At 62.8% G+C, this 22,738-nt stretch carries 22 protein-coding genes; 11 read left to right on the forward strand and 11 right to left on the reverse strand.

Annotation, left to right across the window (positions count from 1 at the left end; translation table 11 throughout):
* The first annotated feature begins 12 nt into the window (after window positions 1–12).
* Window positions 13–2,367 carry a TRAP transporter large permease gene (locus R1T40_RS03905; protein WP_317385943.1) on the forward strand — a complete coding sequence of 785 codons (2,355 nt, stop codon included), beginning with the start codon at window positions 13–15 and terminating at the stop codon, window positions 2,365–2,367.
* Between the two features lie 162 nt (window positions 2,368–2,529).
* Here R1T40_RS03905 and R1T40_RS03910 read toward each other — a convergent pair whose 3' ends face one another.
* The 4 genes from R1T40_RS03910 to R1T40_RS03925 form a co-directional block, all read right to left on the reverse strand.
* Window positions 2,530–2,913, reverse strand: a complete 384-nt coding sequence (locus R1T40_RS03910; RefSeq protein WP_317385944.1) for a VOC family protein — start codon at window positions 2,911–2,913, stop codon at window positions 2,530–2,532.
* 5 nt (window positions 2,914–2,918) lie between these two features.
* Window positions 2,919–3,743 carry an arginyltransferase gene (locus R1T40_RS03915; RefSeq protein ID WP_106164523.1) on the reverse strand — a complete coding sequence of 275 codons (825 nt, stop codon included), beginning with the start codon at window positions 3,741–3,743 and terminating at the stop codon, window positions 2,919–2,921.
* 161 nt (window positions 3,744–3,904) lie between these two features.
* Window positions 3,905–4,336, reverse strand: a complete 432-nt coding sequence (locus tag R1T40_RS03920; RefSeq protein ID WP_106164524.1) for an RDD family protein — start codon at window positions 4,334–4,336, stop codon at window positions 3,905–3,907.
* Between the two features lie 67 nt (window positions 4,337–4,403).
* Window positions 4,404–4,853 (reverse strand): DUF2852 domain-containing protein, encoded by a 450-nt coding sequence (locus R1T40_RS03925; RefSeq protein ID WP_317385945.1) that lies wholly within the window; start codon window positions 4,851–4,853, stop codon window positions 4,404–4,406.
* A 590-nt stretch (window positions 4,854–5,443) separates the two neighbouring features.
* Between R1T40_RS03925 and R1T40_RS03930 the strand changes: the two genes are divergently transcribed.
* The 5 genes from R1T40_RS03930 to R1T40_RS03950 all read left to right on the forward strand — a co-directional run bounded on the left by R1T40_RS03930 (window position 5,444) and on the right by R1T40_RS03950 (window position 11,303).
* On the forward strand, window positions 5,444–8,266 hold the full coding sequence (locus R1T40_RS03930; RefSeq protein WP_317385946.1) for a [protein-PII] uridylyltransferase family protein: 2,823 nt from the start codon (window positions 5,444–5,446) through the stop codon (window positions 8,264–8,266).
* Window positions 8,247–8,534: a hypothetical protein gene (locus tag R1T40_RS03935; RefSeq protein WP_317385947.1), complete on the forward strand. Its 288-nt coding sequence runs from the start codon at window positions 8,247–8,249 to the stop codon at window positions 8,532–8,534. Before R1T40_RS03930 ends, R1T40_RS03935 begins: the two co-directional genes overlap by 20 nt.
* 212 nt (window positions 8,535–8,746) lie before the next feature.
* Complete coding sequence (locus tag R1T40_RS03940; RefSeq protein WP_317385948.1) at window positions 8,747–9,397, forward strand: DUF6778 family protein; 651 nt, start codon at window positions 8,747–8,749, stop codon at window positions 9,395–9,397.
* Window positions 9,398–9,502: 105 nt separating this feature from the next.
* The gene (locus R1T40_RS03945; protein WP_317385949.1) at window positions 9,503–10,720 is read left to right on the forward strand and encodes an RSP_2647 family RNA methyltransferase; all 1,218 of its coding nucleotides are present in this window, start codon (window positions 9,503–9,505) and stop codon (window positions 10,718–10,720) included.
* Window positions 10,721–10,736: 16 nt separating this feature from the next.
* Window positions 10,737–11,303: an RSP_2648 family PIN domain-containing protein gene (locus tag R1T40_RS03950; RefSeq protein ID WP_317385950.1), complete on the forward strand. Its 567-nt coding sequence runs from the start codon at window positions 10,737–10,739 to the stop codon at window positions 11,301–11,303.
* Window positions 11,304–11,388: 85 nt separating this feature from the next.
* On the opposite strand, the gene R1T40_RS03955 is transcribed toward R1T40_RS03950, so the two are convergent.
* The gene (locus R1T40_RS03955) at window positions 11,389–12,381 is read right to left on the reverse strand and encodes an LLM class flavin-dependent oxidoreductase (RefSeq protein ID WP_317385951.1); all 993 of its coding nucleotides are present in this window, start codon (window positions 12,379–12,381) and stop codon (window positions 11,389–11,391) included.
* Window positions 12,382–12,468: 87 nt separating this feature from the next.
* On the reverse strand, window positions 12,469–13,155 hold the full coding sequence (locus tag R1T40_RS03960) for a M48 family metallopeptidase (protein WP_317385952.1): 687 nt from the start codon (window positions 13,153–13,155) through the stop codon (window positions 12,469–12,471).
* Window positions 13,156–13,274: 119 nt separating this feature from the next.
* Between R1T40_RS03960 and R1T40_RS03965 the strand changes: the two genes are divergently transcribed.
* Both R1T40_RS03965 and R1T40_RS03970 read left to right on the forward strand, forming a co-directional pair.
* Window positions 13,275–14,432 (forward strand): beta propeller repeat protein, encoded by a 1,158-nt coding sequence (locus R1T40_RS03965; protein WP_317385953.1) that lies wholly within the window; start codon window positions 13,275–13,277, stop codon window positions 14,430–14,432.
* A gap of 231 nt (window positions 14,433–14,663) precedes the next feature.
* Window positions 14,664–15,032, forward strand: coding sequence for a hypothetical protein (locus R1T40_RS03970; protein ID WP_317385954.1), 369 nt, complete (start codon window positions 14,664–14,666; stop codon window positions 15,030–15,032).
* 174 nt (window positions 15,033–15,206) lie between these two features.
* On the opposite strand, the gene R1T40_RS03975 is transcribed toward R1T40_RS03970, so the two are convergent.
* The 4 genes from R1T40_RS03975 to R1T40_RS03990 form a co-directional block, all read right to left on the reverse strand.
* On the reverse strand, window positions 15,207–16,391 hold the full coding sequence (locus R1T40_RS03975; RefSeq protein WP_317385955.1) for a vWA domain-containing protein: 1,185 nt from the start codon (window positions 16,389–16,391) through the stop codon (window positions 15,207–15,209).
* Between the two features lie 33 nt (window positions 16,392–16,424).
* Window positions 16,425–16,622 carry a hypothetical protein gene (locus R1T40_RS03980; protein WP_317387016.1) on the reverse strand — a complete coding sequence of 66 codons (198 nt, stop codon included), beginning with the start codon at window positions 16,620–16,622 and terminating at the stop codon, window positions 16,425–16,427.
* Between the two features lie 87 nt (window positions 16,623–16,709).
* Window positions 16,710–18,056, reverse strand: a complete 1,347-nt coding sequence (locus R1T40_RS03985; protein ID WP_317385956.1) for a DUF2927 domain-containing protein — start codon at window positions 18,054–18,056, stop codon at window positions 16,710–16,712.
* 291 nt (window positions 18,057–18,347) lie between these two features.
* Window positions 18,348–19,187, reverse strand: a complete 840-nt coding sequence (locus R1T40_RS03990) for an AAA family ATPase (protein WP_106164535.1) — start codon at window positions 19,185–19,187, stop codon at window positions 18,348–18,350.
* 187 nt (window positions 19,188–19,374) lie between these two features.
* Between R1T40_RS03990 and dksA the strand changes: the two genes are divergently transcribed.
* A complete protein-coding gene (gene dksA / locus R1T40_RS03995) occupies window positions 19,375–19,797 on the forward strand; it encodes an RNA polymerase-binding protein DksA (RefSeq protein WP_005634254.1) in 423 nt (140 codons plus the stop codon).
* A gap of 97 nt (window positions 19,798–19,894) precedes the next feature.
* Window positions 19,895–21,064, forward strand: coding sequence for an FAD-dependent monooxygenase (locus R1T40_RS04000; RefSeq protein ID WP_317385957.1), 1,170 nt, complete (start codon window positions 19,895–19,897; stop codon window positions 21,062–21,064).
* 212 nt (window positions 21,065–21,276) lie between these two features.
* Here R1T40_RS04000 and xth read toward each other — a convergent pair whose 3' ends face one another.
* Entirely contained in the window at window positions 21,277–22,083 is an 807-nt protein-coding gene (gene xth, locus R1T40_RS04005) for an exodeoxyribonuclease III (protein WP_106164537.1), read from the reverse strand.
* A gap of 359 nt (window positions 22,084–22,442) precedes the next feature.
* On the opposite strand from xth, the gene R1T40_RS04010 reads away from it, so the two are divergent.
* A complete protein-coding gene (locus R1T40_RS04010) occupies window positions 22,443–22,664 on the forward strand; it encodes a hypothetical protein (RefSeq protein WP_317385958.1) in 222 nt (73 codons plus the stop codon).
* The last annotated feature ends 74 nt before the right edge of the window (window positions 22,665–22,738 follow it).

Below are 22,738 nucleotides of genomic sequence, written 5' to 3' on the forward strand. Positions count from 1 at the left end.
GGGACAGCTCACATGCTATTCGGACTTGATGGCGTCGAAATCGGCCTGATCATCGTCTTTTTCTGCCTCTTCGGGGGCATTCTTTCCGGCTTTCCGGTGGCCTTTGCCATCGGCGGGGCCGGGGTCATTTCCTTCGGGATCATCGCCGCGCTGGACAGTGGTGGCCTTCTTATCCACCAGGCTATCGATACGTCGAGCCAAGCCTACAGCAATCTGGTCAACTCGGGTGTGAAACCCGATGTGATCTCGGTCTTCCGATACCCGGAGTTGCCACGCATCGGCGAACCGGTGTTCCCGCAGGGCTGGGAAGTTGCGATGGATCGCAACGTCTCCTTCATCGTCAATCGCATCAACGAACGCGTCCTTGCAGGTGCGTCGATCGAGACGCTGCTGGCGGTGCTGATGTTCGTGCTGATGGGCATCACGCTGGAACGTTCCAAGATCGCCAACGATCTGCTGACCACCATGGCGCGCGTCTTCGGCCCGCTGCCAGGCGGTCTGGCGGTGTCCATCGTGGTTGTGGGCGCGTTTCTTGCCGCGTCCACCGGGATCGTGGGGGCCACCGTGGTCACCATGGGCCTGCTCGCTCTGCCGACGATGCTGCGCAACAACTACTCGCCAGAGCTGGCGACGGGTGTGATTGCGGCCTCCGGCACGCTGGGGCAGATCATTCCGCCCTCGATCGTGATCGTTCTGCTGGGCACGCTGGCAGGGGATCTCTACTCCACCGCGCAGGAAAACCGCGCTCAGGAGGCAGGGTGCTCTGACGCGTTGACCTATCTCGGCGAGCCGGCAGTGGTTTCTGTCGGCACCCTGTTCCAGGCGGCGCTGCTGCCGGGGATCATGCTGGCACTGCTCTATGCGCTTTATGCCTTTGGCTACGCGCTGATGAACCCGCACAAGGCACCGGCGGTGTCGATGGGGGCGGCCAATGAAGAGCCGATCACCCGCGGTGAGGGGCTGACCTGGTTCCTTGGTGTTCCGGCGGCGCTGATCGTTGGCACGGTCCTGATGAGCAGCCTCAACGTGGTTGGCAGCCAGGACATCACCATTTCCACATTCTCGGATGCGGGGCAGACCGCGACGCTGCGCACCAATGTGGGGCCGGACTGTCAGGCAGCGATGATCGATCTGCATGGTCAATCAGCCTGGGACGATGCGGTGGCCGAGCAGGTCAAGATCGACGCCGCAGGTGGGGTTGCCGCCGCGACCAAACTCTCGGAAGACGAGCAGGCGGTTGCGCTGGAGCAGAAGATCGCCAACGCAGCTCCCATCGGTACCGGGATCGCGACGCTGATCGTGTTGCTGGGTCTGACCCTGGCCGTAGGCCGTGGGGTGGCGCCGTCACGCGATGCCAAGCCGCTGATCCTGGGGGCCATCGGCCTGTTGGTTCTGGCGCTGGTGGATATCGTGGCGATCACGCCAACCACTTCGGCCTCGGCCACGGTGGCCTGGATGCTGCTGCCGACCCTGCTTGCGCTTTATGGCTGTCGTGAAGCGGCGGCGCGCTGTGCCCGCAACGACCTGATCCGCGTGGTGTTCCCGCCTCTGGTTCTGATCGTGGCGGTGCTGGGGTCCATCCTCGGTGGTATTACCAACCCGACGCCGGCCGCGGCGCTTGGGGCCGGTGGTGCAATCATGCTGGCGGCCTACCGCAAGCTGAAGGATGAGGGGCAGACCGGCAGTATCATCATCTGGGCCACCTTTGCGGTGATCCTTGCGATCCTGACCGGTGTGAACTTCGACCTGCGCATCAATCAGGACGTGGTGCCGGCAGAAAGCTACGCGGCCTTCTTCTTTGCCTACGCGTGCTATCTGTTTGCCCTCTTTGGTCTCCTCTATGGCATCTGGGTGCTGTTCCGGGGCGGGGTGATGACGCCGATCGTGCGGGAGACCGCCAAGGTGACGTCGATGGTCTTCACCATCCTGATCGGGTCGCAGCTCTTGAACCTGGTCGTGATCTCCTTTGGCGGCGAACACTATATTCAGGACTTCCTGAAGAGCTTCGACAGCGAGATGAAAGTCTTCCTGATCGTGATGCTCGTGCTGTTCATCCTCGGCTTTGTGCTCGACTTCCTGGAGATCATCTACATCGTGATCCCCATCGTCGGCCCGGTGATCTATGGCGGTTCGTTCGACCCGAAATGGGTCACCATCATGGTCGCGGTGAACCTGCAGACCTCCTTCCTGACGCCTCCGTTCGGGTTTGCGCTGTTCTACCTGCGCGGCGTGGCACCGCGAGAGGTGACCACCGGGCATATCTATCGCGGGGTTCTGCCCTTTGTGCTGATCCAGGTGGCAGGGCTGGCGATCCTTTGGTTCTTCCCGTCGATCGTGACCATCGTGCCGGCGCTGATCCCGAATTGATCTGACACCGGCAAGACACCAAGACAGAAAAGGGCCCCGCAGCAACTGCGGGGCCCTTTGGCTTTTGCGCATCGTGGCATCGTTCAGGGGCGGAAAGCACAGCCTCAAAACTGAGCAGCCCGCCCCAGCGGCTGGCCTCATCAACCAAAGTGAATTCAAAATCTAGACGAGCTGGATCAGGTCCCAGCGGTTGCCAAACGGGTCGCGCCAGACAGCGACGGTGCCATAGGGTTCGTGCCGTGGCTCTTCCTCAAAGACAACACCGGCCGCCAGCATCGCGGCGTGATCCCGGTCGAAGTCATCCGTGGCGAGGAACAGACCGACACGGCCGCCGAACTGGTTTCCGATCGCTGCCTGCTGAGTTGGGCCATCGGCGCGCGCAAGGATCAGGCTGCCCTGGCTGGCACCCGGTGGCAGGATGCGCACCCAGCGCTTGCGGCCCTGATCGACGTCTTCGGCCAGCTGCCAGCCAAGCTGGCCGCAGTAAAAGGCAATGGCTGCGTCATAATCGGGAACGACAAGGGACAGAGCATGCAGATGCTGCATGGTCTCTATCTCTTTGACGGGTGCTGGCCCTGCGGCAGATGAATGTTGGCCACCTGTTCGGCGATGGGCGCGGAGGACAGCGGGTGGTCTTCGGCTTCAAAGGCTGCGGGATCCTTGAGCGGCGTCCACTGGCCGCCGAAATAGACCTCAAGCCCGGAGAAGTTCGCCTTGTATCCCATCTTCTGACTGCCCGCGACCCAATAGCCGAGATAGACATACGGCAATCCCGCCTCGCGCGCGATTTCGATATGATCGAGCACCATGAAGGTGCCAAGCGAGTTTTGCGGCAGGTCCGGCGTATAGAAGGAGTAGACCATGCTCAGTCCGTCTTCGAGCACATCGGTCAGCGCGACGGCTGTCAGCGCGTTCCGTTCAGGGTCCATGTATTCGATCACGCGAGTGCGGATCGGGGTTTCCTCCACCATCGCCGCATATTCGAAGACATCCATGTCGGCCATGCCCCCGTCCGCATGGCGCTGGTCCAGATACTCGCGGAACAGGGCGTATTGATCTTCCGTTGCCCAGGGCGATGTGGCGCGACGCTCCAGATACCGACTACGATTGTGGGTCTTGCGCTGGCTACGCGTCGGTTTGAAGGCGTCGACGTTGATCCGCGCCGACATGCAGGCGGAACAATCCGAACAGGACGGTCGGTAGAGCACATTTTGTGATCGCCTAAACCCCTGTTGGCTCAGAGAGCTGTTCAACTGCTCCACGCCGTTGCCCTGCAGTGAGGTGAACAGCTTGCGCTCCATCCGGCCCTCCAGATAGGGGCAGGGCTGCGGTGCGGTCACATAAAACTGAGGAGCAATCGGAAGCGTATGGCGCATGAGGGGCGTCTGTGGCTCTCTTCTAACGGGACAGACCGCCGAGGCACGGCGGTCCAATGACAATTCTGTAGTATCTGGATGATAGCAACAGGGTCGCGCGAGACAAGTGGCCATGTGAAAAATGGATTAACGCCTCGGAATCCATCGTTAAAAACGGCGCGTCAGGCGCGCCGTTTCAGCATCACGGTTCCCAGCATGTGATCGCTCAACCCCTGGCCACGCGCGGTGGTGAGCATAAGCAGGATGGAAATCACCTGCAGCACCGGAACCGCCATGGAAACGGTATAGCCCACGGTGTGCAACAGCGCGCTGCCGCCATCCAGGCGTTGCCCGGATTGTTCACGTAGCTCGATGCCGCTGAACCGCATACCCAATGTGGCAGACCCGTTGGCCAGCGTCGCGACCCGGTAGACAAAGCCGACCGTCAGGTAGAGGGCGGGCCATACCAGCAGACCGAGAAACGCGGTGAACGGCACGATCAGTGCTGCGATGGCAAAGATCAGGACAGAATCGATCAGGAAGGCAAACAGCCGCTTGGGTGCGACGCCGGAGTAGAACTCGGCCTGAATGTCTGGATCGGGAAGGGCGGTCATTCGGGGCTCCTGCAAATTTGGAAACGGCGCTCCCGCCCGGAACAGCTCCGGGCGGGCAGGGTGTCTATCAGGCCTGACCGGCGGGACGGTCGGCGGTGTCATCATCCGATGTTTCGGTACCGGCGTGACGGGACCGCTCATCCATGAATTCGTCAAACTCGGCCTTGTCCTTTGCGGCGCGCAGCCGGGCGAGGAAAGCCTCGAAATCGCTCTGCTCCTGTTCAAGGCGCGACAGCGTGTCGGCCTTATAGGCGTCAAAGGCGCTGTTGCCACTCGATTTCATCGCGTGAAATCCGTGATGCATGTGGGACGAACGGCGGCGGCAGGAGGATTTGAACATACGTTTGCTCCAGATCATATAGGCAAGGATGGCAAGGCCGACAGGCCAGAAGAGAACGAAACCCAGAACCATTGCCGCGATCCAGGCCCCTTTGCCCTTGGAATCCAGCCAGGCTTCGCTCTTGGCCAGCCACCCTTGGTGCGGGGTCGGCGGCAGGTTGGTGGTATAACTCGTCATCGGTTCTCTCCACGGTGATGGGTTTATGTAAACATCATTTACATCACCGATATGTGGAGCCACCGGCCTCCCTACAAGGGGGCATGTAAATGTTTTTCACATTTACTTTGATTTTGCGTAGGAACATGCCTGCCAAGGACAGCGCCGAGGCCGTCAGACTGCGACGCGGGATGACGCAAAAGCGCAGAGAGAGAGGGAAACCGAGGTGCGGCCACGCGCCCAAAACCACGTGTACTAGGTATAATGTCCGAAAACACTGGTTTCGGACGGCCTGCCGGAAACAAGCCCGCCAGACAAACAACTGGTTACTGCATCACTCGGTCCCCGAAATGGGAGCGCGACCGCTGTTTCAATAATATCCGAATAGTTGCATTTGTGGAAGGCTGTAGATGCGCCTTACGGCTCCTGAACCGTTAGTTTACCGAAAAGATTGAGTGTTTACGGAGGGCGCGGCGCGTCTGGTGCTTCGAAAAACGCGCAGGCTTTGGCGTCAGCAATATCGCTTTTCGAAAATTTAACGATGTTCTTGCGCGGACGGCACCTGGCATTTGGGGATTGACGCTCTGGTCGCTGCGCCACAGTCTCCCGCCATGTCAAATGCGCTTCAGATCATACGCTGTCCCCGTTCCTTCGACCCCGCGATCAGCCGCGAGGTCACGGCAGAGCTTGGCCACTTGCCCGCCGATTGGCGCGCGCTTCTGGAAGGGGCAGCGGGCAGCAGCCCGTATCTTCAAACCCTGATCCGCTCCGAGCGTGACTGGATCGAGGGCGCCCTCGCGGATCCCCTCGCCGCACGCGCGACGGTGTTCGACGACTGCCGCGCTTGCCCACCGGACCAGCTGAAGTCTGTCCTGCGCGGGGCCAAACGCAAGATCGCGCTGCTTTGTGCGCTTTGCGATCTCTCCGGTCACTGGCCGCTGGAGGAGGTGACCGGCACGCTCACCCGTTTTGGCGAACTGGCGGTGGATGTGGCGTTGAAGGCGGAGATCGCCCTGGCGATCCGACGCAATAAGCTGCCGGGGATGAGCGAGGAAGACATCGCAACCGCTGGCGGCATGACCGTCTTTGCCATGGGCAAGATGGGTGCTTATGAGCTGAATTACAGCTCCGACATCGACCTGATCTGTCTCTTTGACGAGACCCGCTTTGCGCCCGATGACTTCATGGAGGCGCGTCAGGCCATGGTGCGCGCCACCCGTAACATGAGCGCCGCCCTCAACGACCGCACCGCCGAGGGCTATGTGTTTCGCACCGATCTGCGGCTGCGCCCGGATCCGTCGGTCACACCGGTGGCGTTGGCGATGGAGGCAGCGGAACGCTATTACGAGAGCCTGGGCCGCACCTGGGAACGCGCCGCCTATATCAAGGCGCGCGCCTGTGCCGGTGACATCGCCGCGGGTGAGCGGTTCCTCAAGACCCTGACTCCCTTTGTCTGGCGACGGCATCTGGATTTTGCCGCCATCGAGGACGCCCACAACATGCGGCTGCGCATCCGCGAGAACAAGGGCACCGGCGGGCCGATCACCGTGCTGGGCCACGACATGAAGCTGGGACGCGGCGGCATTCGCGAGATCGAGTTCTTCACCCAGACTCGTCAGCTGATCGCGGGCGGGCGTGATCCCTCGCTGCGGGTGCGCGGCACGGTGGAGGGGCTGCAGGCGCTGTCGCAGGCCGGGTGGATCTCTGCCGATGTGACCGAGACGCTGGCCCGTCACTATCGCGACCACCGTGAGATCGAGCATCGCATCCAGATGGTGCATGACGCCCAGACCCACCGGATGCCCACCTCGGAGGAGGGGCTTGCCCGCATCGCCTGCCTGATGGACGAGGATGCCGAGAGCTTTGTCGCCGGTCTGCGGGAGCGGCTGCAGGAGGTGCATCGGCTGACAGAGGACTTCTTCGTGCCCTCCGGCGGTGGTACGGCCAAACCGGCAGAGCCCGTGCCCGAGGAGCTGGACCAATCGGTGATCGCCCGCTGGCCGACCTATCCCGCGCTGCGGTCTGATCGCGGCGCGCGGATCTTCGAGCGGCTCAAACCGGAACTTCTGGGCCGCCTGTCCCGGACCGCCAACCCCGGCGAGGCGCTGCTCGCGCTGGATGGCTTCCTGGCCGGCATGCCGGCGGGCGTGCAGCTGTTTTCGCTCTTCGAGGCCAATCCGCAGCTGATCGACCTGCTGGTGGATATCGTCGGCACCTCGCCAGCGCTGGCCAATTATCTGTCGCGCAATTCCTCCGTGTTTGACGCGGTGTTGGATGGCGGTTTCTTTTCCGACTGGCCGGGGCGCGCCGCGCTGATCGCCGAACTGCAGGAGGCGCTGGCTGTCGAAAGCGATTACGAGCGTCAGCTGGACCTGACCCGGCGCTGGCATCGCGAATGGCATTTCCGCACGGGTGTGCATCATCTGCGTGGACTGATTGATGCGGCGGAGGCCGGGCAGCATTATGCGGAGCTGGCGGATGCGGTGATTGTCGGCTTGCTGCCGAAGGTGACAGAACATTTCGCCGCCAAGCACGGACCGATGCCGGGGCGGGGCTGTGTGATCGTCGGCATGGGGTCGCTGGGCGCAGGACGGCTGACAGCCTCCTCTGACCTTGATCTGATCATGATCTACGACCCCCTCGATGCCGAGATGTCCGAGGGCAAACGCCCGCTTGCGGTGCGGCCATATTATGCGCGGCTGACACAGGCGGTCGTGACGGCGCTGTCTGCGCCGATGGCGGAAGGACGGCTCTATGAGGTGGACATGCGCCTGCGCCCTTCCGGCAGTCAGGGGCCGGTGGCCACCAGCTGGCCCAGCTTCACCCAGTATCAGAAGAACGACGCCTGGATCTGGGAGCATCTGGCACTGACCCGCGCCCGGGTCGTCGCGGGAGACCGGGATCTCTCCGCCGAGGTCGAGGCCTTCCGCAGCGACTTCCTTGCGGCACCACGCGACCGGACAACGGTCCTGACAGGGGTGTCGGAGATGCGCCGACGTCTGGCTGCGGCAAAGACGCCGGATGGCCCCTGGGATGCCAAGACCGGGCCGGGACGTATGCTGGATATCGAACTGGCAGCGCAGGCTGGCACGCTGCTGGCGGGGCAATCCTGCCGGACCGTGGCAGAGGGGCTGTTGGCAGGTGTCGCCAGTGGCTGGCTTGATGACGCTCAGGCGCAAGGGCTGACAGAGGCATATGGGCTATATTGGTCGGTACAGAGCGCCGCGCGGTTGATCGCGGGCAAAGGCTCTGACGGTGCGGTACGGGGTGAGGGGGGCGCGGCCTTCCTTCAGCGGAGCACCGGATGCGACGGGATTGGCACCTTGCAACAGGCGCTGGAAGCAGCTTATGCGACGTCGGCCGCCTGTATTGATGCCGCGGTGGGTGCCGCCGCGGGAACGAAGGACGAGAGTGATGAGCAAGCCATCAGCTGAGGCCGGGGCGCTGGACCCAAAGGGATTGATCCGCGAAGCCTACCGGATCGAGGGGGTTGATGCCGCGCAGTGCCGCAGCATCTTTCTCGACTGGGCTTTGTCGGCGCCCATGGATCAGGACACGAATGCGGCTCTCTCGGCCCTGTTGGAACGCTATGGGCCTATGCATCCCGATCATCCGATGACAGGCGTGCTGCGCGATGGTCTGGCAGGGAGCGTCCGTCCAAGGCGCCGCGGCGGCTGGCGCGCCCGCCCGCGCAGTGAGTGACCGTTTGCGTGGTCTGAAGCCTTGATCTGTGGCTCTGCTTCCGTGGATCGCGCGCCGCGCCGCAATCTTTCATGCCGAACCGCTCAGCGGCCAGAAAAATGGTTAACAACTCGTTAAAATGTGCGGGTTCGGTCGAAATCCTGCCCTGATTGGCTGCCACATCATCTGCAACACGGTGGATTGTGGCCCCCTAGCGGGCCAGGAGGGGTTCTATGCTGATCACGCGTTTGACTATGACTTTGGGGCTGTGCCTGTCGCTTGTTGCCTGCGGAGCGGTCGAACCACCCAGCCGCAACGCCAGCGGCGAGCCACTTGCCGCCATCTCCCCGGCGATTGCGCCGCTGCCGGTGCCGTCGGTCTCGGTAATTGATGTGCAGGTGGTGGTGCCGCGATCGCTGCGGGTGACGGAGGCGAACCTCTTTCTGCCATCCGGTGACATTGTCTGGCGCGAAGATCCCGCGGGAGATCGCTACCAGCAGGTCCAAACCATCGTTCAGAGCGCCATGGAGCGTGGTGTTGCGGGCATGAATGGCCCTGTCGAGGCAATCCTGCAGGTTCAGCTGGTGCGGTTTCATGCATTGACGGAAAAGGCGCGCAAGTTCACCGGCGGAGTTCACTCAATCGCCTTTGATATGCGCCTCGTCGATCCGGCAACCGGCACGCCACTGTCCGATGTTCGTCGGGTGGAGGCCGATCTGGAGGCCTATGGCGGCAAGGCTGCGATCACTGCGATGGCGCGGGGGGAGACCCAGAAGCGACGCATCACCGATCACCTCGCACAGGTCATCCAGCAGGTTCTGGTAGACCCGAACTCCTACCGGAATGCGCGGCTTGGGCTGCTCCAGACCCTGAACAAGATGTAAGCCATCGGCGCTGCGCCCAAGCGGCAAAGAAGGCAGAGGCTTCTGTTTCGTGCGCCTCTGCTTTTACGTCTTGGGGTCTTGCAGAAGTCAGGCTATGTGAGATCCATGACAGAACCTGACCTGACCCCGACGCCACGCCCGCGCGTGAAGATGAAACCCAAATCGAACGCTCGCGCTATCCGCCACGGCTTTCCCTGGGTCTATGCCAATGAGCTGGTGACCGACCGGCGCACCAAGAAGATCGCCCCCGGCAGCCTTGCAGTGCTGGAGGATGAGACCGGCGCCCGCCTGGGTCTGGTGGCGGTGAACCCGGAGAGCAAGATCATCGCCCGGATGCTGGACCGCGATCCAGAGGCACAGATCGACGTGGCCTGGTTTGCCGCCCGGCTGTCCCGCGCGCAGGACTTGCGCGCGCAGCTCTATGATGCGCCATTCTACCGGCTGGTGCATGCCGAGGCCGACGGGCTGCCCGGCGTGGTGATCGACCGCTTTGGCGCGGCCTGCGTGGTGCAGCCCAATGCCGCCTGGGCAGACGCGCATCTGGAGGCTCTGAGCACGGCACTGGGCGAGGTTACCGGCTGTGAGGTGATCCTGAAGAATGCCGCTGGACGCACCCGGAGCCTTGAGGGGCTGGACGATGTGAACGCGGTGCTGAAGGGCGCCGCCCCCGACGCGCCTCTGCCAGTGCAGATGAACGGCGCGACCTATATGGCCGACCTCACCGGCGGCCAGAAGACAGGGCTGTTTTACGACCAGCGCGACAACCACGCCTTTGCCGCCCGATTGGTGGCACCCGGCGCGGCTGTGCTGGATGTGTTTTCGCATGTGGGCGGATTTGGTCTGGCGATGCTGGCAGCGGGTGCAGGCCATGCGACCTGCGTCGACGGTTCTGCTGCCGCCCTTGATCTTGCCCAAGCGGGCGCCGCGGCCTCCGGCCACGGCGACAGGTTTACCGCCCGTCAAGGCGATGCCTTTGACGCGCTGGCTGCCCTTGCCGCAGAGGGCGCGCAATTTGACGTGGTGGTCTGCGATCCACCCGCCTTTGCGCCTGCAAAACCGGCGCTGGAGGCCGGTCTGCGCGCCTATGAGCGCATCGCCAAACTGGCCGCGCCGCTGGTCAAGCCGGGCGGCTATCTGGGGCTGTGCTCCTGTTCCCACGCGGCCGATCTGACGCTGTTCCGCAATGCCTCGGCGCGTGGCATCGGGCGGGGTGGTCGGCGCGGGCAGCTGCTGCACACCGGCTATGCCGGGGCGGACCATCCGCAGATGCCGCAGCTGGCCGAGAGCGGCTATCTGAAATCCGTGTTCTTCCGGTTGGACTGAGACAGGAGACGCCCCGATGAAGCTGCTTCTGGACACTTGTGTGCTCTACCCGACGGTGATGCGGGAGATGCTGCTGGGCGCGGCGAAATTGGGGCATTTCACCCCGCTCTGGTCGGAGCGGATCCTCGGGGAATGGGAACGCGCGGCGGCCAAGATCGGCCCCGAAGGCCCCGTGCAGGCCAAGGCGGAAATCGCCCTCCTGCGCGCGGTCTGGCCGCGTGCAGAAGTGGCGTTGAAGCCGGGGGTGACCTCGCGGTTGTGGCTGCCGGATGCCAATGACATCCACGTGCTGTCGTCGGCGATCAGCGGTCATGCGGATGGTATCGTCACGGTGAATATCAAGGATTTCCCGCGCAATCTGCTCGCCGAGGAAGGGCTGGAGCGACTGGGCCCGGATCAGCTGCTTTATGAACTGTGGTTGAAGGATCGCGACGGGTTGGCCGCAGTTGGGGCCAAGGTGCTGGCCGAAGCTGATCGCCTGTCCGGCCAGACATGGGAGATGCGGGCGCTCTTGAAAAAGGCGCGCTTGCCGAGGATTGCCAAGGCCCTAGGTTCGTCAGGTTCTAGCAAGGCCGCAGGATAGTCTACCGCCCGGTCGCAAGACCGGGCAGCGCCCGTCCGCCCCCATGCGCGGGCGCTTTGCTTACGCCCGCGGACAGGCTCGGCCCTTAGTTCCCCAATTCGCCCAAGATTTCCGCTGCAATCTCAAAGGACCGCAAGCGCGCGGTGTGGTCGTGGATCTGCCCGGTCAAGATCACCTCGTCGGGCTGATATGTCTCGATCAACCGCGACAGGTCTCCGCGCACCGTCTCCTTTGACCCCGTCGCCGATATGGTCAGCGCCTGATTGACCCCGGCCAGGATCTCCGGCGCCAGGGCCTCGGCGATATTGTCCACCGGTGCTGGCAGCTTGCCGGGCATGCCCAGACGCAGGCGGGCAAAGGCCTGCTGCATGGTGGTGCGGAGCCGCTCGCCCTCGGCGTCACTCTCGGCGGCAAAAACGTTGATCGCCAGCATCGCATGGGGCTTGTCGAGCGTCGCCGAGGGGCGGAACTGGCGGCGGTAGACCTCGAAGGCCTGCTCCAGCGCTTGCGGCGCAAAATGCGAGGCAAAGGCATAGGGCAGCCCCAGCATCGCCGCCAGCTGCGCACCATAGAGGCTGGAGCCGAGAAGCCACACCGGCACCTGCGTATCCTCGCCGGGAATGGCGCGCAAATTGCCGCCCTCGGAGCGGGGGCCGAAATAGCCGATGAGCTCCTGCACATCCTGCGGGAAACGGTCTCCAGCCTCCTGCAAGCCGCGACGCATGGCGCGCATCGCGGCCATGTCGGTGCCCGGCGCGCGGCCCAGCCCGAGGTCGATCCTCGGTCCGTGGATCTCGGCCAATGTGCCAAAGGCCTCGGCCACCATGTAGGGCGCGTGATTGGGCAGCATGATCCCGCCGGCCCCGACGCGCATGGTAGAGGTCGCCTGCGCGATATGGCCGATCATCACAGCCGTGGAAGCACTGGCGATGCCGGGCATGTTGTGATGCTCCGCCAGCCAATAGCGATGATAGCCCCAACCCTCCGCATGACGCGCCAGATCGGCGCTGTTGCGCAGCGCGTCTGCGGTAGAGGAGCCTTCCGGAACCGGGGCGAGATCGAGGACGGAATAGCGCATGAAAACCTTCTCCTTGCTGGAAGGTCTAGATGGGGTCTCGTGGTGACGTGCGCAAGAGGGCTGCGGCGGAAACCGGGCCTGTTCGGCTCAGCCCTCGTCCCATTTGGCCTCGAGCCGGTCCAGCGCGGCAATGCGCTCTTCGGTCTTGGGGTGGCTCATCAGCCAGGCAGGCGCCATGCCGGCCCGCGCACTGGTCAGCTCTTCGAGCTTGCGGAACAGGCTCTTTTGCGGCTCGACGCCGATGCCGGCCTTGGTCAGAAGTGCGGCGGCATATTCATCCGCCTCATATTCATCCCCCCGCGACAGGCGCGCGGCGATCAGGCTGGTCAGCGCGCCGGCAATCCACGGGCCGATCACCGGGATAAAGCGGCCAATCACCATCATCAACATAGTGCGCAGGGCGTTCTGGCCGGAAAAGTCGATCATGCGCTTCTTGGCATGTCCCAGCGCCACATGGCCCAGCTCATGGGCGATGACGCTGGCCATCTCGGCGTCGGAGACCTCACCGCTCTGGAACTTGCGATAAAAGCCGCGGGTGATGAAGATCCGCCCATCCGGTGCCGCCAGCCCGTTCACCGGGTCGATCTCGTAGATGTAGACCGGGATGCGCGGCAGCTCCAGCGCCGCGGCGAGCCGGTCTGTCATGCGCTTCAGATGCGGGTCTGCGAGCTCGGTGGAGCGGGCGTCCAGCTCGCGATGGGTGCGCCAAACGGACAGGCGGTACATGCCCAGCCCGTAGATCACGGCGAGGAGGATGGGAGTCAGTCTCAGCATGACTTGTGATATGGGCGTGTTTCCGGCCCGCGACAAGCGGTTTGCGGGATTTCACGCCAGCTGTGGGGCGGTTCATGTTACCCTTGCGCCAGCGATAGCCAGGCAGAGGAGGGTCAGTGATGGATGGCACGGTGACGGTACTGGTGGGCACGACCAAGGGCGCGTTCCTGATCGACGGTGGCGCAGAGCGAAGCGAATGGCGGGTGCGCGGGCCGTTCTGTGATGGCTGGGGGATCAACCATGTGGTGGGGGATCCTGCCAGTGGTGAGATCTGGGCTGGTGGTGGCGGGGAGTGGACCGGCGCCGGGATTTGGCACTCCCCCGATGGCGGCGAGAGCTGGCAGGTGACCCGGCTGACACGGGGCACCACCGATGACTGGGCCGAGAAAGACCCGGAATTTGCCGCGATGATCGGCTATGAGCTGGTGGAGCTGCCCTTTGGCAGCGACTTCCAGCAGATCTGGTCGGTGGGGGTCGGTGCAGGCGTGCTCTATGCTGGCACAAAACCCGCCAACCTGTTGCGCAGCGTGGATGGCGGTCAAAGCTGGACCCTTGTGGAGGGGCTGAGCACTCATCCATCGTCTGACAGCTGGACCCCGGGCGCGGCGGGGCTGGTGTTGCATACGATCCTGACCGACCCGGAGCGTCCCTCGCATCTGTGGTGCGGGATCTCCGCTGCCGGCGTCTTTGCCAGCGAGGATGGCGGGATAACCTGGGAGCGGCGCAACCGGCTGTCCAATGCGGAAGGCTGCGCCCATCATGACCACCCGGCGGCACCGCGGGACGGGGAAACCGGACATTGCGTGCACAACATGGTGCGGGCACCGGGGGGCGGCGAGCTGATCTACCAGCAGAACCACCACGGGGTCTGGAAATCCCGCGATGGGGGCCGCAGCTGGGAGGAAATCAACGCCGGGCTGCCCTCGACCTTCGGCTTTCCGATCCATGTGCATCCGCGCGACCCGGAGGTGATCTGGACGCTGCCGCTCAACGGCGACAGCGCCGGGCGGTTCCCACCTGAGGCGGCGGCGGCGGTGTGGCGGTCGCGCGATGGAGGTGAGAGCTGGCAGGACTGTCGGGCCGGCCTGCCGCAGGAAGGGTGTTTCTTCACCGTGTTGCGACAGGCGATGGCCGGGGACCGGCGCGACCCGGCAGGGGTCTATTTCGGCACCAACTCCGGCTCTGTCTTCGCCAGTTTTGACGAAGGCGATGCGTGGCAGGAGATCGCCCGGCATCTGCCCACCATCCTGTCGGTCGAGGTGATGGACCGCGGGTGAGGCGCGTTCTTGAGTACTAGGTCAGAGGTGTTGCGCTTTGCTTTGCAAATCGCGCGAGGGCGGCAGCCGCGCCTGCGGCGCGGCTGCCGCCCGGCCCAACGCTTTTGACGCAGGCTGTGCCTGCGGAAACAGTGGCGGGAGCTCTCCCTTGAAGACCTGCGACCATGTGCCTGTGGCGCGGGGCGGTGACGCGTGGTTCCCTGGCGGCAGATGCGGGCAAGGGATATTGGAATGAACCTCTATTTGGTGAGTGCGGCCGGGCTTTCGGCCTGCTGGATGCTGGTGCATGTGATCATTGGCGGACGGCAGTGCGAACGCCCGCTGGCGGCGAACACGACGCTGCCGAACGAGGTGCGCGAAACCATGATCCTGTGCTGGCATCTGGTGACTGGCATGCTGGCCCTGATGGCGCTGTTTCTCGTTCTCGGAGCACTGGGGCGCCGCGACATGGCGCTGGCCGGAGTGCTGCTGGCGGCGATGAGCGCCGGGATCGGTATTTCCGTACCACCGCTGCGGCGGCTGTCCTATGCGGTGCTGCCGCAGGGCTGGTTGTTTGTCCCGGTGATGCTGCTGGGGGCCTGGGGTTTGTGGGGCGGTTAGGCCAAACAGACTGAACAGGTCAGGAGGGCTGCCCCATTGTTTCGCGCACGAAACAATGGGGCAGGAAGGCTGATACTTTTTGTCGGGCCACGCCCGAAAATCGCACCCAGATGCGGGTTGCGCCCTGTCAGAACGTTGCGTTTGGAAAGTGTTAGCTCGCGAAAGTGATGCGGCTCAGCGGGTCAGGTCGCGCATGCCGCGTTCCAGCCCGTCGAGGGTCATCGGCACCATGCGGTCCTCGAAGATCTCGCGGATCATCTGGATCGAATGGGTGTACTCCCAGTATTTCTCCGGCACCGGGTTGATCCACAGATGCGCGCCCCATTGCTCGCGGGCGCGCTGCAGCCAGACCTGACCGGCCTCCTGGTTCCAATGCTCGTTGGCGCCACCGGGGTAGGCGATCTCGTAAGGGCTCATCGAGGCATCGCCGACAAAGATGCATTTGTAGTCCGGACCGTAGGTGCGCAGCACCTCATGGGTCGGCGTCTGCGCGTCCCAGCGGCGGCGGTTGTCACGCCACACGCCCTCATAAAGGCAATTGTGGAAGTAGTAATATTCCAGATGCTTGAACTCGCTGCGCGCGGCGGAGAACAGCTCCTCCACCACCTTGATATGCGGATCCATGGAGCCGCCGACGTCGAGGAACAGCAGCACCTTGGCGGCATTGTGGCGCTCTGGCCGGGTCTTGACGTCGAGATAGCCGTTCTCGGCGGTGGAACGGATGGTGCCGTCGAGATCCAGCTCTTCGGCGGCGCCTTCGCGGACCCAGCGGCGCAGGCGTTTCAGCGCGACCTTGATGTTGCGGGTGCCAAGTTCGACATCGCCGTCCAGGTTCTTGAAGTCGCGCTTGTCCCAGACCTTGACCGCGCGCTGATGGCGGCTTTCCTTTTGGCCGATGCGCACGCCTTCGGGGTTGTAGCCATAAGCGCCAAAGGGCGAGGTGCCGGCGGTGCCGATCCACTTGTTGCCGCCCTGATGGCGGCCCTCCTGGTCCTTCAGGCGCTCCTTCAGCGTCTCCATCAGCTTGTCAAAGCCACCCAGCGCCTCGATCTCGGCGCGTTCCTCGGCGCTCAGATGCTTTTCGGCCATCTTGCGCAGCCATTCCTCGGGGATGTCGACCGCCTCCATCACCGCAGAGGCGGGGATTTGGTCGAGCCCTTCGAAGGTGGCGGCAAAGGCGCGGTCAAAGCGGTCGAGGTGGCGCTCGTCCTTCACCATCACCACGCGGGCGAGGTAATAAAACGCCTCCACGTCATAGGTGGCCAGCCCCGCTTTCAGCCCTTCGAGAAAGGCGAGATATTCGCGCAGGCTCACCGGCACGGCGGCGTTGCGCAGATTCTCGAAGAAGGGCTGGAACATGGGGCCTCCGGCGTGGTCGGGATCTGTGGGAGATCAGAACAGGGTGCGGTCGATGACGATTGTGACGAACAGGCCAGCAATACCAAAGATGATGGCGTAGACAGCCCCGTATTGCAGCATGTCGGCGACATTGCCGCCACGTTTGCGGGCCTTGAAGGCACCGATTGCCGCGCCGAGGAGAAACGAGAGAATGACGATCATGTGGAAGCTATCCAGGTCTGTGGTCGGCATGGTCCGCAGGGTGCGTTACGGATCAGTGGAGTGACCGGTGTCAGGTGATTTGTCGGATATAGCCCGGCTTTGCCTCATGTGCAAAGGTCACGGGCGCGCTGCGGCAACCTCGCGCAGCCGTGTTTTCACCGTGGCCTCGACGCCATTGCCGTAGAGCGCCCAGCCAAGGCTCTCGGACCGCAGGCTGCTCGCTGCGCGTTTCTGCCCGCGCGCCTCGGCCAGATGCGCCTTCAAGACCAGCAGAGTGGACATCAGAGCCGCGTTTTGCCCAGCGGTTGCCGCGGGCAGGGCCTTTGCGATCAGGCGGTCCGCCTCTTTCAACTTGCCTTGGCGTAGGGCGAAACTGGCCAGTCGGGATTGCACGAGCGCACGATGCCCTGCCGTGTCGGGCCCGCTGCCGAGGAAGGTCAGCGCGCTGCGGAAATGGGCCTCAGCCTCTGTGGGATCACTGTCCTGAATGGCGCGGCCGATCAGAAAATGCCCAAATGCACGACGATGGTCCCGCCAGCCGAGGTCACGGGCAATGCGCGCGGCCTCATGCGCCGCACGGATCCGCATGGCGCCGGACCCATAACCGCCCAATGCGGTCTCTACCGCCAGCCCCCAGCTGCGTGGAGTTTCCGGCAGAGGGGCAGAGGCGCGACGCTGACCGGCCGGATTCAAGCGGGCCAGGATGGCTGGCAGCCTCGCGGCGACCTCGGCGCGGGTCATGCCGGTCTTCAGCGCCGGGTCGTAGGTTGCCCGCAACATCAGCATGTCGAACCCGGTCAGAACCGTATGTACGTTGTCGTCGTTGAAGACAAAGTCCGGCAGTCGGTAGAGGTCGTTCAGCGGCCCCAGCGCCTGGGCCAGTTCCTCGTGCAGACAGTCGCGCAGTTCCTGCGGGCTGACATCATTGGGAACGAAGATGGCCAGCCGCGTGCGGCTGCGCAGGTTCTTCCAGTTGGTCTGGGGCTGTCGGCGGGTGCGGCGGTATTCGTCCAGAGAGCTGACATTGGCAACCACGAAACAGGCGGCTTGCGGCAGCAGGCGCTGAATGCGGGAGCGGTTGACCGCCTCTATGGTAATGGCCGCGGGCGTCCCTGTCGGCAGCCGGCGGATGTCGAGCCCGGCCTCGTTGCGCAACCGGGACAGCAGGGCCTCAAGATCGGGGCGCAGCGTTGCGGTGGGGCTGCCGGTGATGGTCACGCCTACGGGCGTTTCAAATCGGGTCAGCACCGGCATTTCCGTACCGCCTTCGAGGCGGAAGTGCAGATCCAGAAAATCGCGCGCCATATCGGCATTGGAGCGCTGGGGCGGCAGGGCGGCGCGTGTCGGGAAGGTGCGGATCGGGGGCAGGTCCATGGTCAGGGACGCCGACGCGCGCGATGGCGGTGAGGCGCCGTCGCTGCAGGCCCCGGCGACCAATGCCAGCAGAACCGCCAACCCGGTCATCAGGGGGCGCCGTGCGCGCAAGCTGTATCCCGAAAAATGGTGTTTCAAATTCAACTGACTGCCCTGTCTGGTCCGTCATCGGAAACGGACCCTATCAAGGCTACTACTTTGACCAGGAATTGGACATCAGTTTGAAGCGGAGAGGGCGGTGCGTGGCGTCAATGCCACGCAATGGCCCCGATCAAGGCGCTGGTCTTGGGGCGCCCCCCTGCATGTCGGCTTTTGCCTGCCGCCTTGCAGTCATGAGGGTGTTGAGGCCCTGCGTGTGCCAGCCGGGGCAGGCGGGGCGCGTCAGCGCCCGCGCCGCGCCATGAAGGCGAGCCGTTCGAACAGATGCACGTCCTGTTCGTTCTTCAGCAGCGCGCCATGCAGTTTCGGCAGCGCATTGGCGCCGTCGCGTTTCAGATCCTCGGGGCTCAGGTCTTCGGCCAGCAGCAGTTTCAGCCAGTCGATCACCTCGGAGGTCGAGGGCTTCTTCTTCAGACCTTGCGTGTCGCGGATCTCGTAGAACTGCGTCAGTGCGGCAGACAGCAAGTCGGGCTTGATATTGGGGTGGTGCACCTCAACGATCTTTTTCATCGTCTCGGCATCGGGAAAGCGGATGTAGTGAAAGAAACAGCGGCGCAGGAAGGCGTCGGGCAGTTCCTTTTCATTGTTCGAGGTGATGATGATCACCGGGCGGTTCTTGGCGCGGATGGTTTCGCCGGTCTCGTAGACGTGGAACTCCATCTTGTCGAGTTCCTGCAAGAGGTCGTTGGGAAACTCAATGTCCGCCTTGTCGATCTCGTCGATCAGCAGAACCACTTTTTCATCGGCCTCGAAGGCTTCCCAGAGCTTGCCTTTGCGGATGTAGTTCGCCACGTCATGCACGCGTTCGTCACCAAGCTGGCTGTCACGCAGACGGGAGACGGCGTCATACTCATAGAGTCCTTGTTGGGCGCGGGTGGTCGACTTCACGTTCCATTCGATCATGCGCATGCCAAGGGCGCTGGAAATCTGCTTGGCCAGCTCGGTTTTGCCGGTGCCGGGCTCTCCCTTGACCAACAGAGGGCGCTCCAGCGTGACGGCTGCATTGACCGCAATTTTCAGGTCTTCGGTTGCCACATAGTCCTTAGTGCCCTGAAATAACATGAACTCTCCCTTGGGTTGCGCCATAGAATTGCCGAACTGGCATGTTAGGGTTCCGTATAATCATAGCGCACCACTATTGTGTAGTGACATTCGGCGCGCTTGGGATTAAACGCTGCGGCATGGGGGAGCCACGATGCTTGGAAATTTAAAAGAGACCAAGATTATGGGCCAGACCGAAGGAGCCGAAATGAAGCAGGACGTGTTTCTGCCGGAGGACTATCGCCCGGCCGAAGACGAGCCGTTTATGAATGAACGGCAAATGGAGTATTTCCGTCGCAAGTTGCTGAATTGGAAAGCCGAGCTTTTGGACGAAAGCCGGGATACCATCGAAGGCCTGCAGGAAAACACGCGTAACATTCCCGATGTGGCTGATCGCGCAAGCGAAGAGACTGACCGGGCCTTGGAGTTGCGCACGCGTGATCGTCAACGCAAACTGGTTGCCAAAATCGACGCCGCAATCCGCCGTATCGACGAGGGCGAATACGGATATTGTGACGTGACGGGGGAACCGATCTCACTCAAGCGTCTGGACGCACGTCCGATTGCCACCATGAGCCTTGAAGCTCAGGAACGGCATGAACGGCGTGAGAAAGTCCATCGCGACGACTAATTTTATAGTCCATCCACAAGTTTATGAAGCGCCGGGCCTTTTGCTCCGGCGCTTTTTTGTTATGAGCTTATACGTGCGGTAAGCAGGCATTGGGTGCATGAATTTCAAGGATATCAGGGTAACGGTGATCGGCGCCGGGATTGGCGGCCTGGCGGTGGCGCAGCTTTTGCGTGCAAAAGGCGCGCAGGTCACGGTGCTGGAGCAGGCCGAGCAGATTTCCGAAGTCGGCGCCGGGCTGCAGGTCACGCCCAACGGTGTGGCGGTGCTGCGGGCAATGGGGCTGGCGGATGATCTGGCCTGGTGCGCACAGCGCGCGCGTGCCGTGGTGCTGCGCCATCACCGCGAGGGCCGCGAGGTTTTGCGCCTGGATCTCGACCAATATGCTCACGATCTGCGGTATTACTTCGTCCACCGTGCTGATCTTATCAACCTGCTGGCGGATGCGGTGCGCCGGTCCGGCGTTCAGGTGCGGCTGTTGCAAAAGGTCAGCAGCGTTGTGCCCGGCGCGCGTCCCGAAGTCCGGCTGGCCAATGGCGCCCGATGTGGCGCGGATCTGGTGATTGGTGCCGATGGGCTGCATTCGCGGGTGCGTCCGGCGCTCAATCCTGTCTCGGCACCAAAATTCACCGGTCAGGTGGCCTGGCGGGCAACCGTGCCCAACCGACTGGAGTTGCCAGCCGAGGCGCAGGTCTTCATGGGGCCGGGGCGACATCTGGTGGCCTATCCCCTCAAAGACGGCTCTTTGGTCAACCTGGTTGCAGCCCAAGAGCGTCGAGAATGGGCGGATGAGAGCTGGAACCGCAGCGACAATCCGGAGAACCTGCGCCAGGCGTTTGGTAGCTTTGGCGGGGCGGCTGGTGCCTTGCTTGATGATGTGCGCGAGGTGAAGCTCTGGGGCTTGTTCCGTCATCCCGTGGCGCAGACATGGGGGCATGACGGGGTTGCGTTGTTGGGCGATGCCGCCCATCCGACACTGCCATTCATGGCGCAGGGAGCCAATATGGCGCTGGAGGACGCGTATGCCTTGGCCGATTGTCTGGGGCAGGCAGAGGATCTTGCGGCAGGCCTCGCTGCTTATCAGGCCCGTCGTCGCACACGTGCCTCCAAGGTGGTCGAAGCGGCGAATGGCAATGCCTGGAAGTATCACCTGCGCCCGCCGCTGAGCTGGCCGGCACATCAGATCTTGCGCGCCGCAGGCTCATTGGCACCCCAGAAGATGGTCAGTCAGTTCGACTGGATCTATCGCCACGATGAAACCGCGCTCTGAAACACTTGTCGATGCGTGAGGAGTTTCGCTTCGGGCTTTGCCCGAAGCGACCCGCGCCGCGCTCCCCTTGCGGGGCGCGCGGCGCTCGGCCCAACGGGCATGGTGGCATTATGAATGCCGCTGATGCCGGGCGGGAGGTATTCGCGGCGCATGCCCCGTTCTGAAAGCATGGCCTCGTTGCCTGCCCATTGGCGAGCGGATGGTCTAAGGGCTCAGATGTCCAGCTCGACCCAGATCGGAACATGGTCGGACGGCTTTTCACGGCCGCGAATGTCCTTGTCGATCTGACAGTCCTTCAGCAGGTCCGCAGCCTGTGGCGTCAGCAGGAAGTGGTCGATGCGGATGCCGTCGTCGCGGTTCCACGCGCCCGCCTGATAATCCCAGAACGTATAGTGCCCCGGGCCCCGCGTCCGGGCACGAAAGGCTTCGGTGAACCCAAGGTTTACGATGCGCTGAAAGGCGGCGCGGCTTTCGGGCCGATGTAACGCATCTTCCTGCCAGGCCTCCGGCCGTTTGGCGTCTTCGGCCTGAGGGATGATATTGTAGTCACCGGCCATGAGGGCGGGCATCTCTTCTGCCATGAGCTCTTCGGCCCGCGCCTTCAGCCGCTCCATCCAGGCAAGCTTGTAGGCGTATTTGCCGCCGGCCACCGGGGTTCCGTCCTCTTCCAGCTCGACCGGGTTGCCATTGGGCAGGTAAAGACCGCAGATCCGGATCGCCTGTTTGCCGACCACCGTGGCCTCGATCCAGCGGGCTTGTTCGTCGCTGTCATCGCCGGGCAGGCCGCGACGTACATCCTCAAGGGGGAGTTTCGACAGGATCGCAACGCCATTGAAGCTCTTTTGGCCGTGGGTCTCCAGGTTGTACCCTCGCTCTTCGAACATCTCGCGCGGGAAGGCGTCGTCGACAGATTTGATTTCCTGCAGGACGGCAACGTCGGGTTGCGCCTCGTCCAGCCAATCGGCGAGCGCATTCACACGGGCCTTGATGCCGTTGATGTTGAAACTGGCGATCTTCATGGCGGTCTCCGTGTTGCGATCCGAGACCCGTTCTATCGCTGAATTCCAACCGTCCTGCAAGCGGGCGAGAGGGGGCGAAGCCGAATCCTCCGGGGAGGGAGAATTGGTGTTTGGAATAGGTTAAAGCAAATATCTACGTACAACCTAAGCGGTTTTGACTTTTGCTTTGCAGGAATGACGGTGTGAGTAATTCTGTGAGTTGAATGTGTGTAACTCGAAATTGGATCGGGAATCAGTTTATTGCTGATCGGAATTAATGTGATATTGTCATTTGGTGGGCGCGGTTTCTAATTATTTTCTTGATGTATTTATATTTGCGGGCACCTTTTAAGTGTGAGCTTCCAAATAGGAGAAAAGTCATGACTGCACTGAAGAAAATGGTAGACGTCGCACTGTGTGAAACCGGCGCATTTGCTGGTGAGAATGTTGGGCTCGTCAGCTCGACCTGCCTTGATGGTGCGCATGAGGGTGGCCACGTATCCCTTTACAGTTCCACATGTATTTCTTCTTACGTGACGGACATGCATGGCGGCGCCGCAACGCATATGGTGTCGTCGACCTGCCTCGAGCAGATGAAGTAACCCCGGTGAGATATCGTGATCCGGCCTGTGCTGGATCACGAAAATCGACAGGTTTTTAATTCCGCGGAGGGGAT

Source organism: Tritonibacter scottomollicae, assembly GCF_032924845.1.
GTDB classification, from domain to species: Bacteria; Pseudomonadota; Alphaproteobacteria; order Rhodobacterales; family Rhodobacteraceae; genus Epibacterium; species Epibacterium scottomollicae.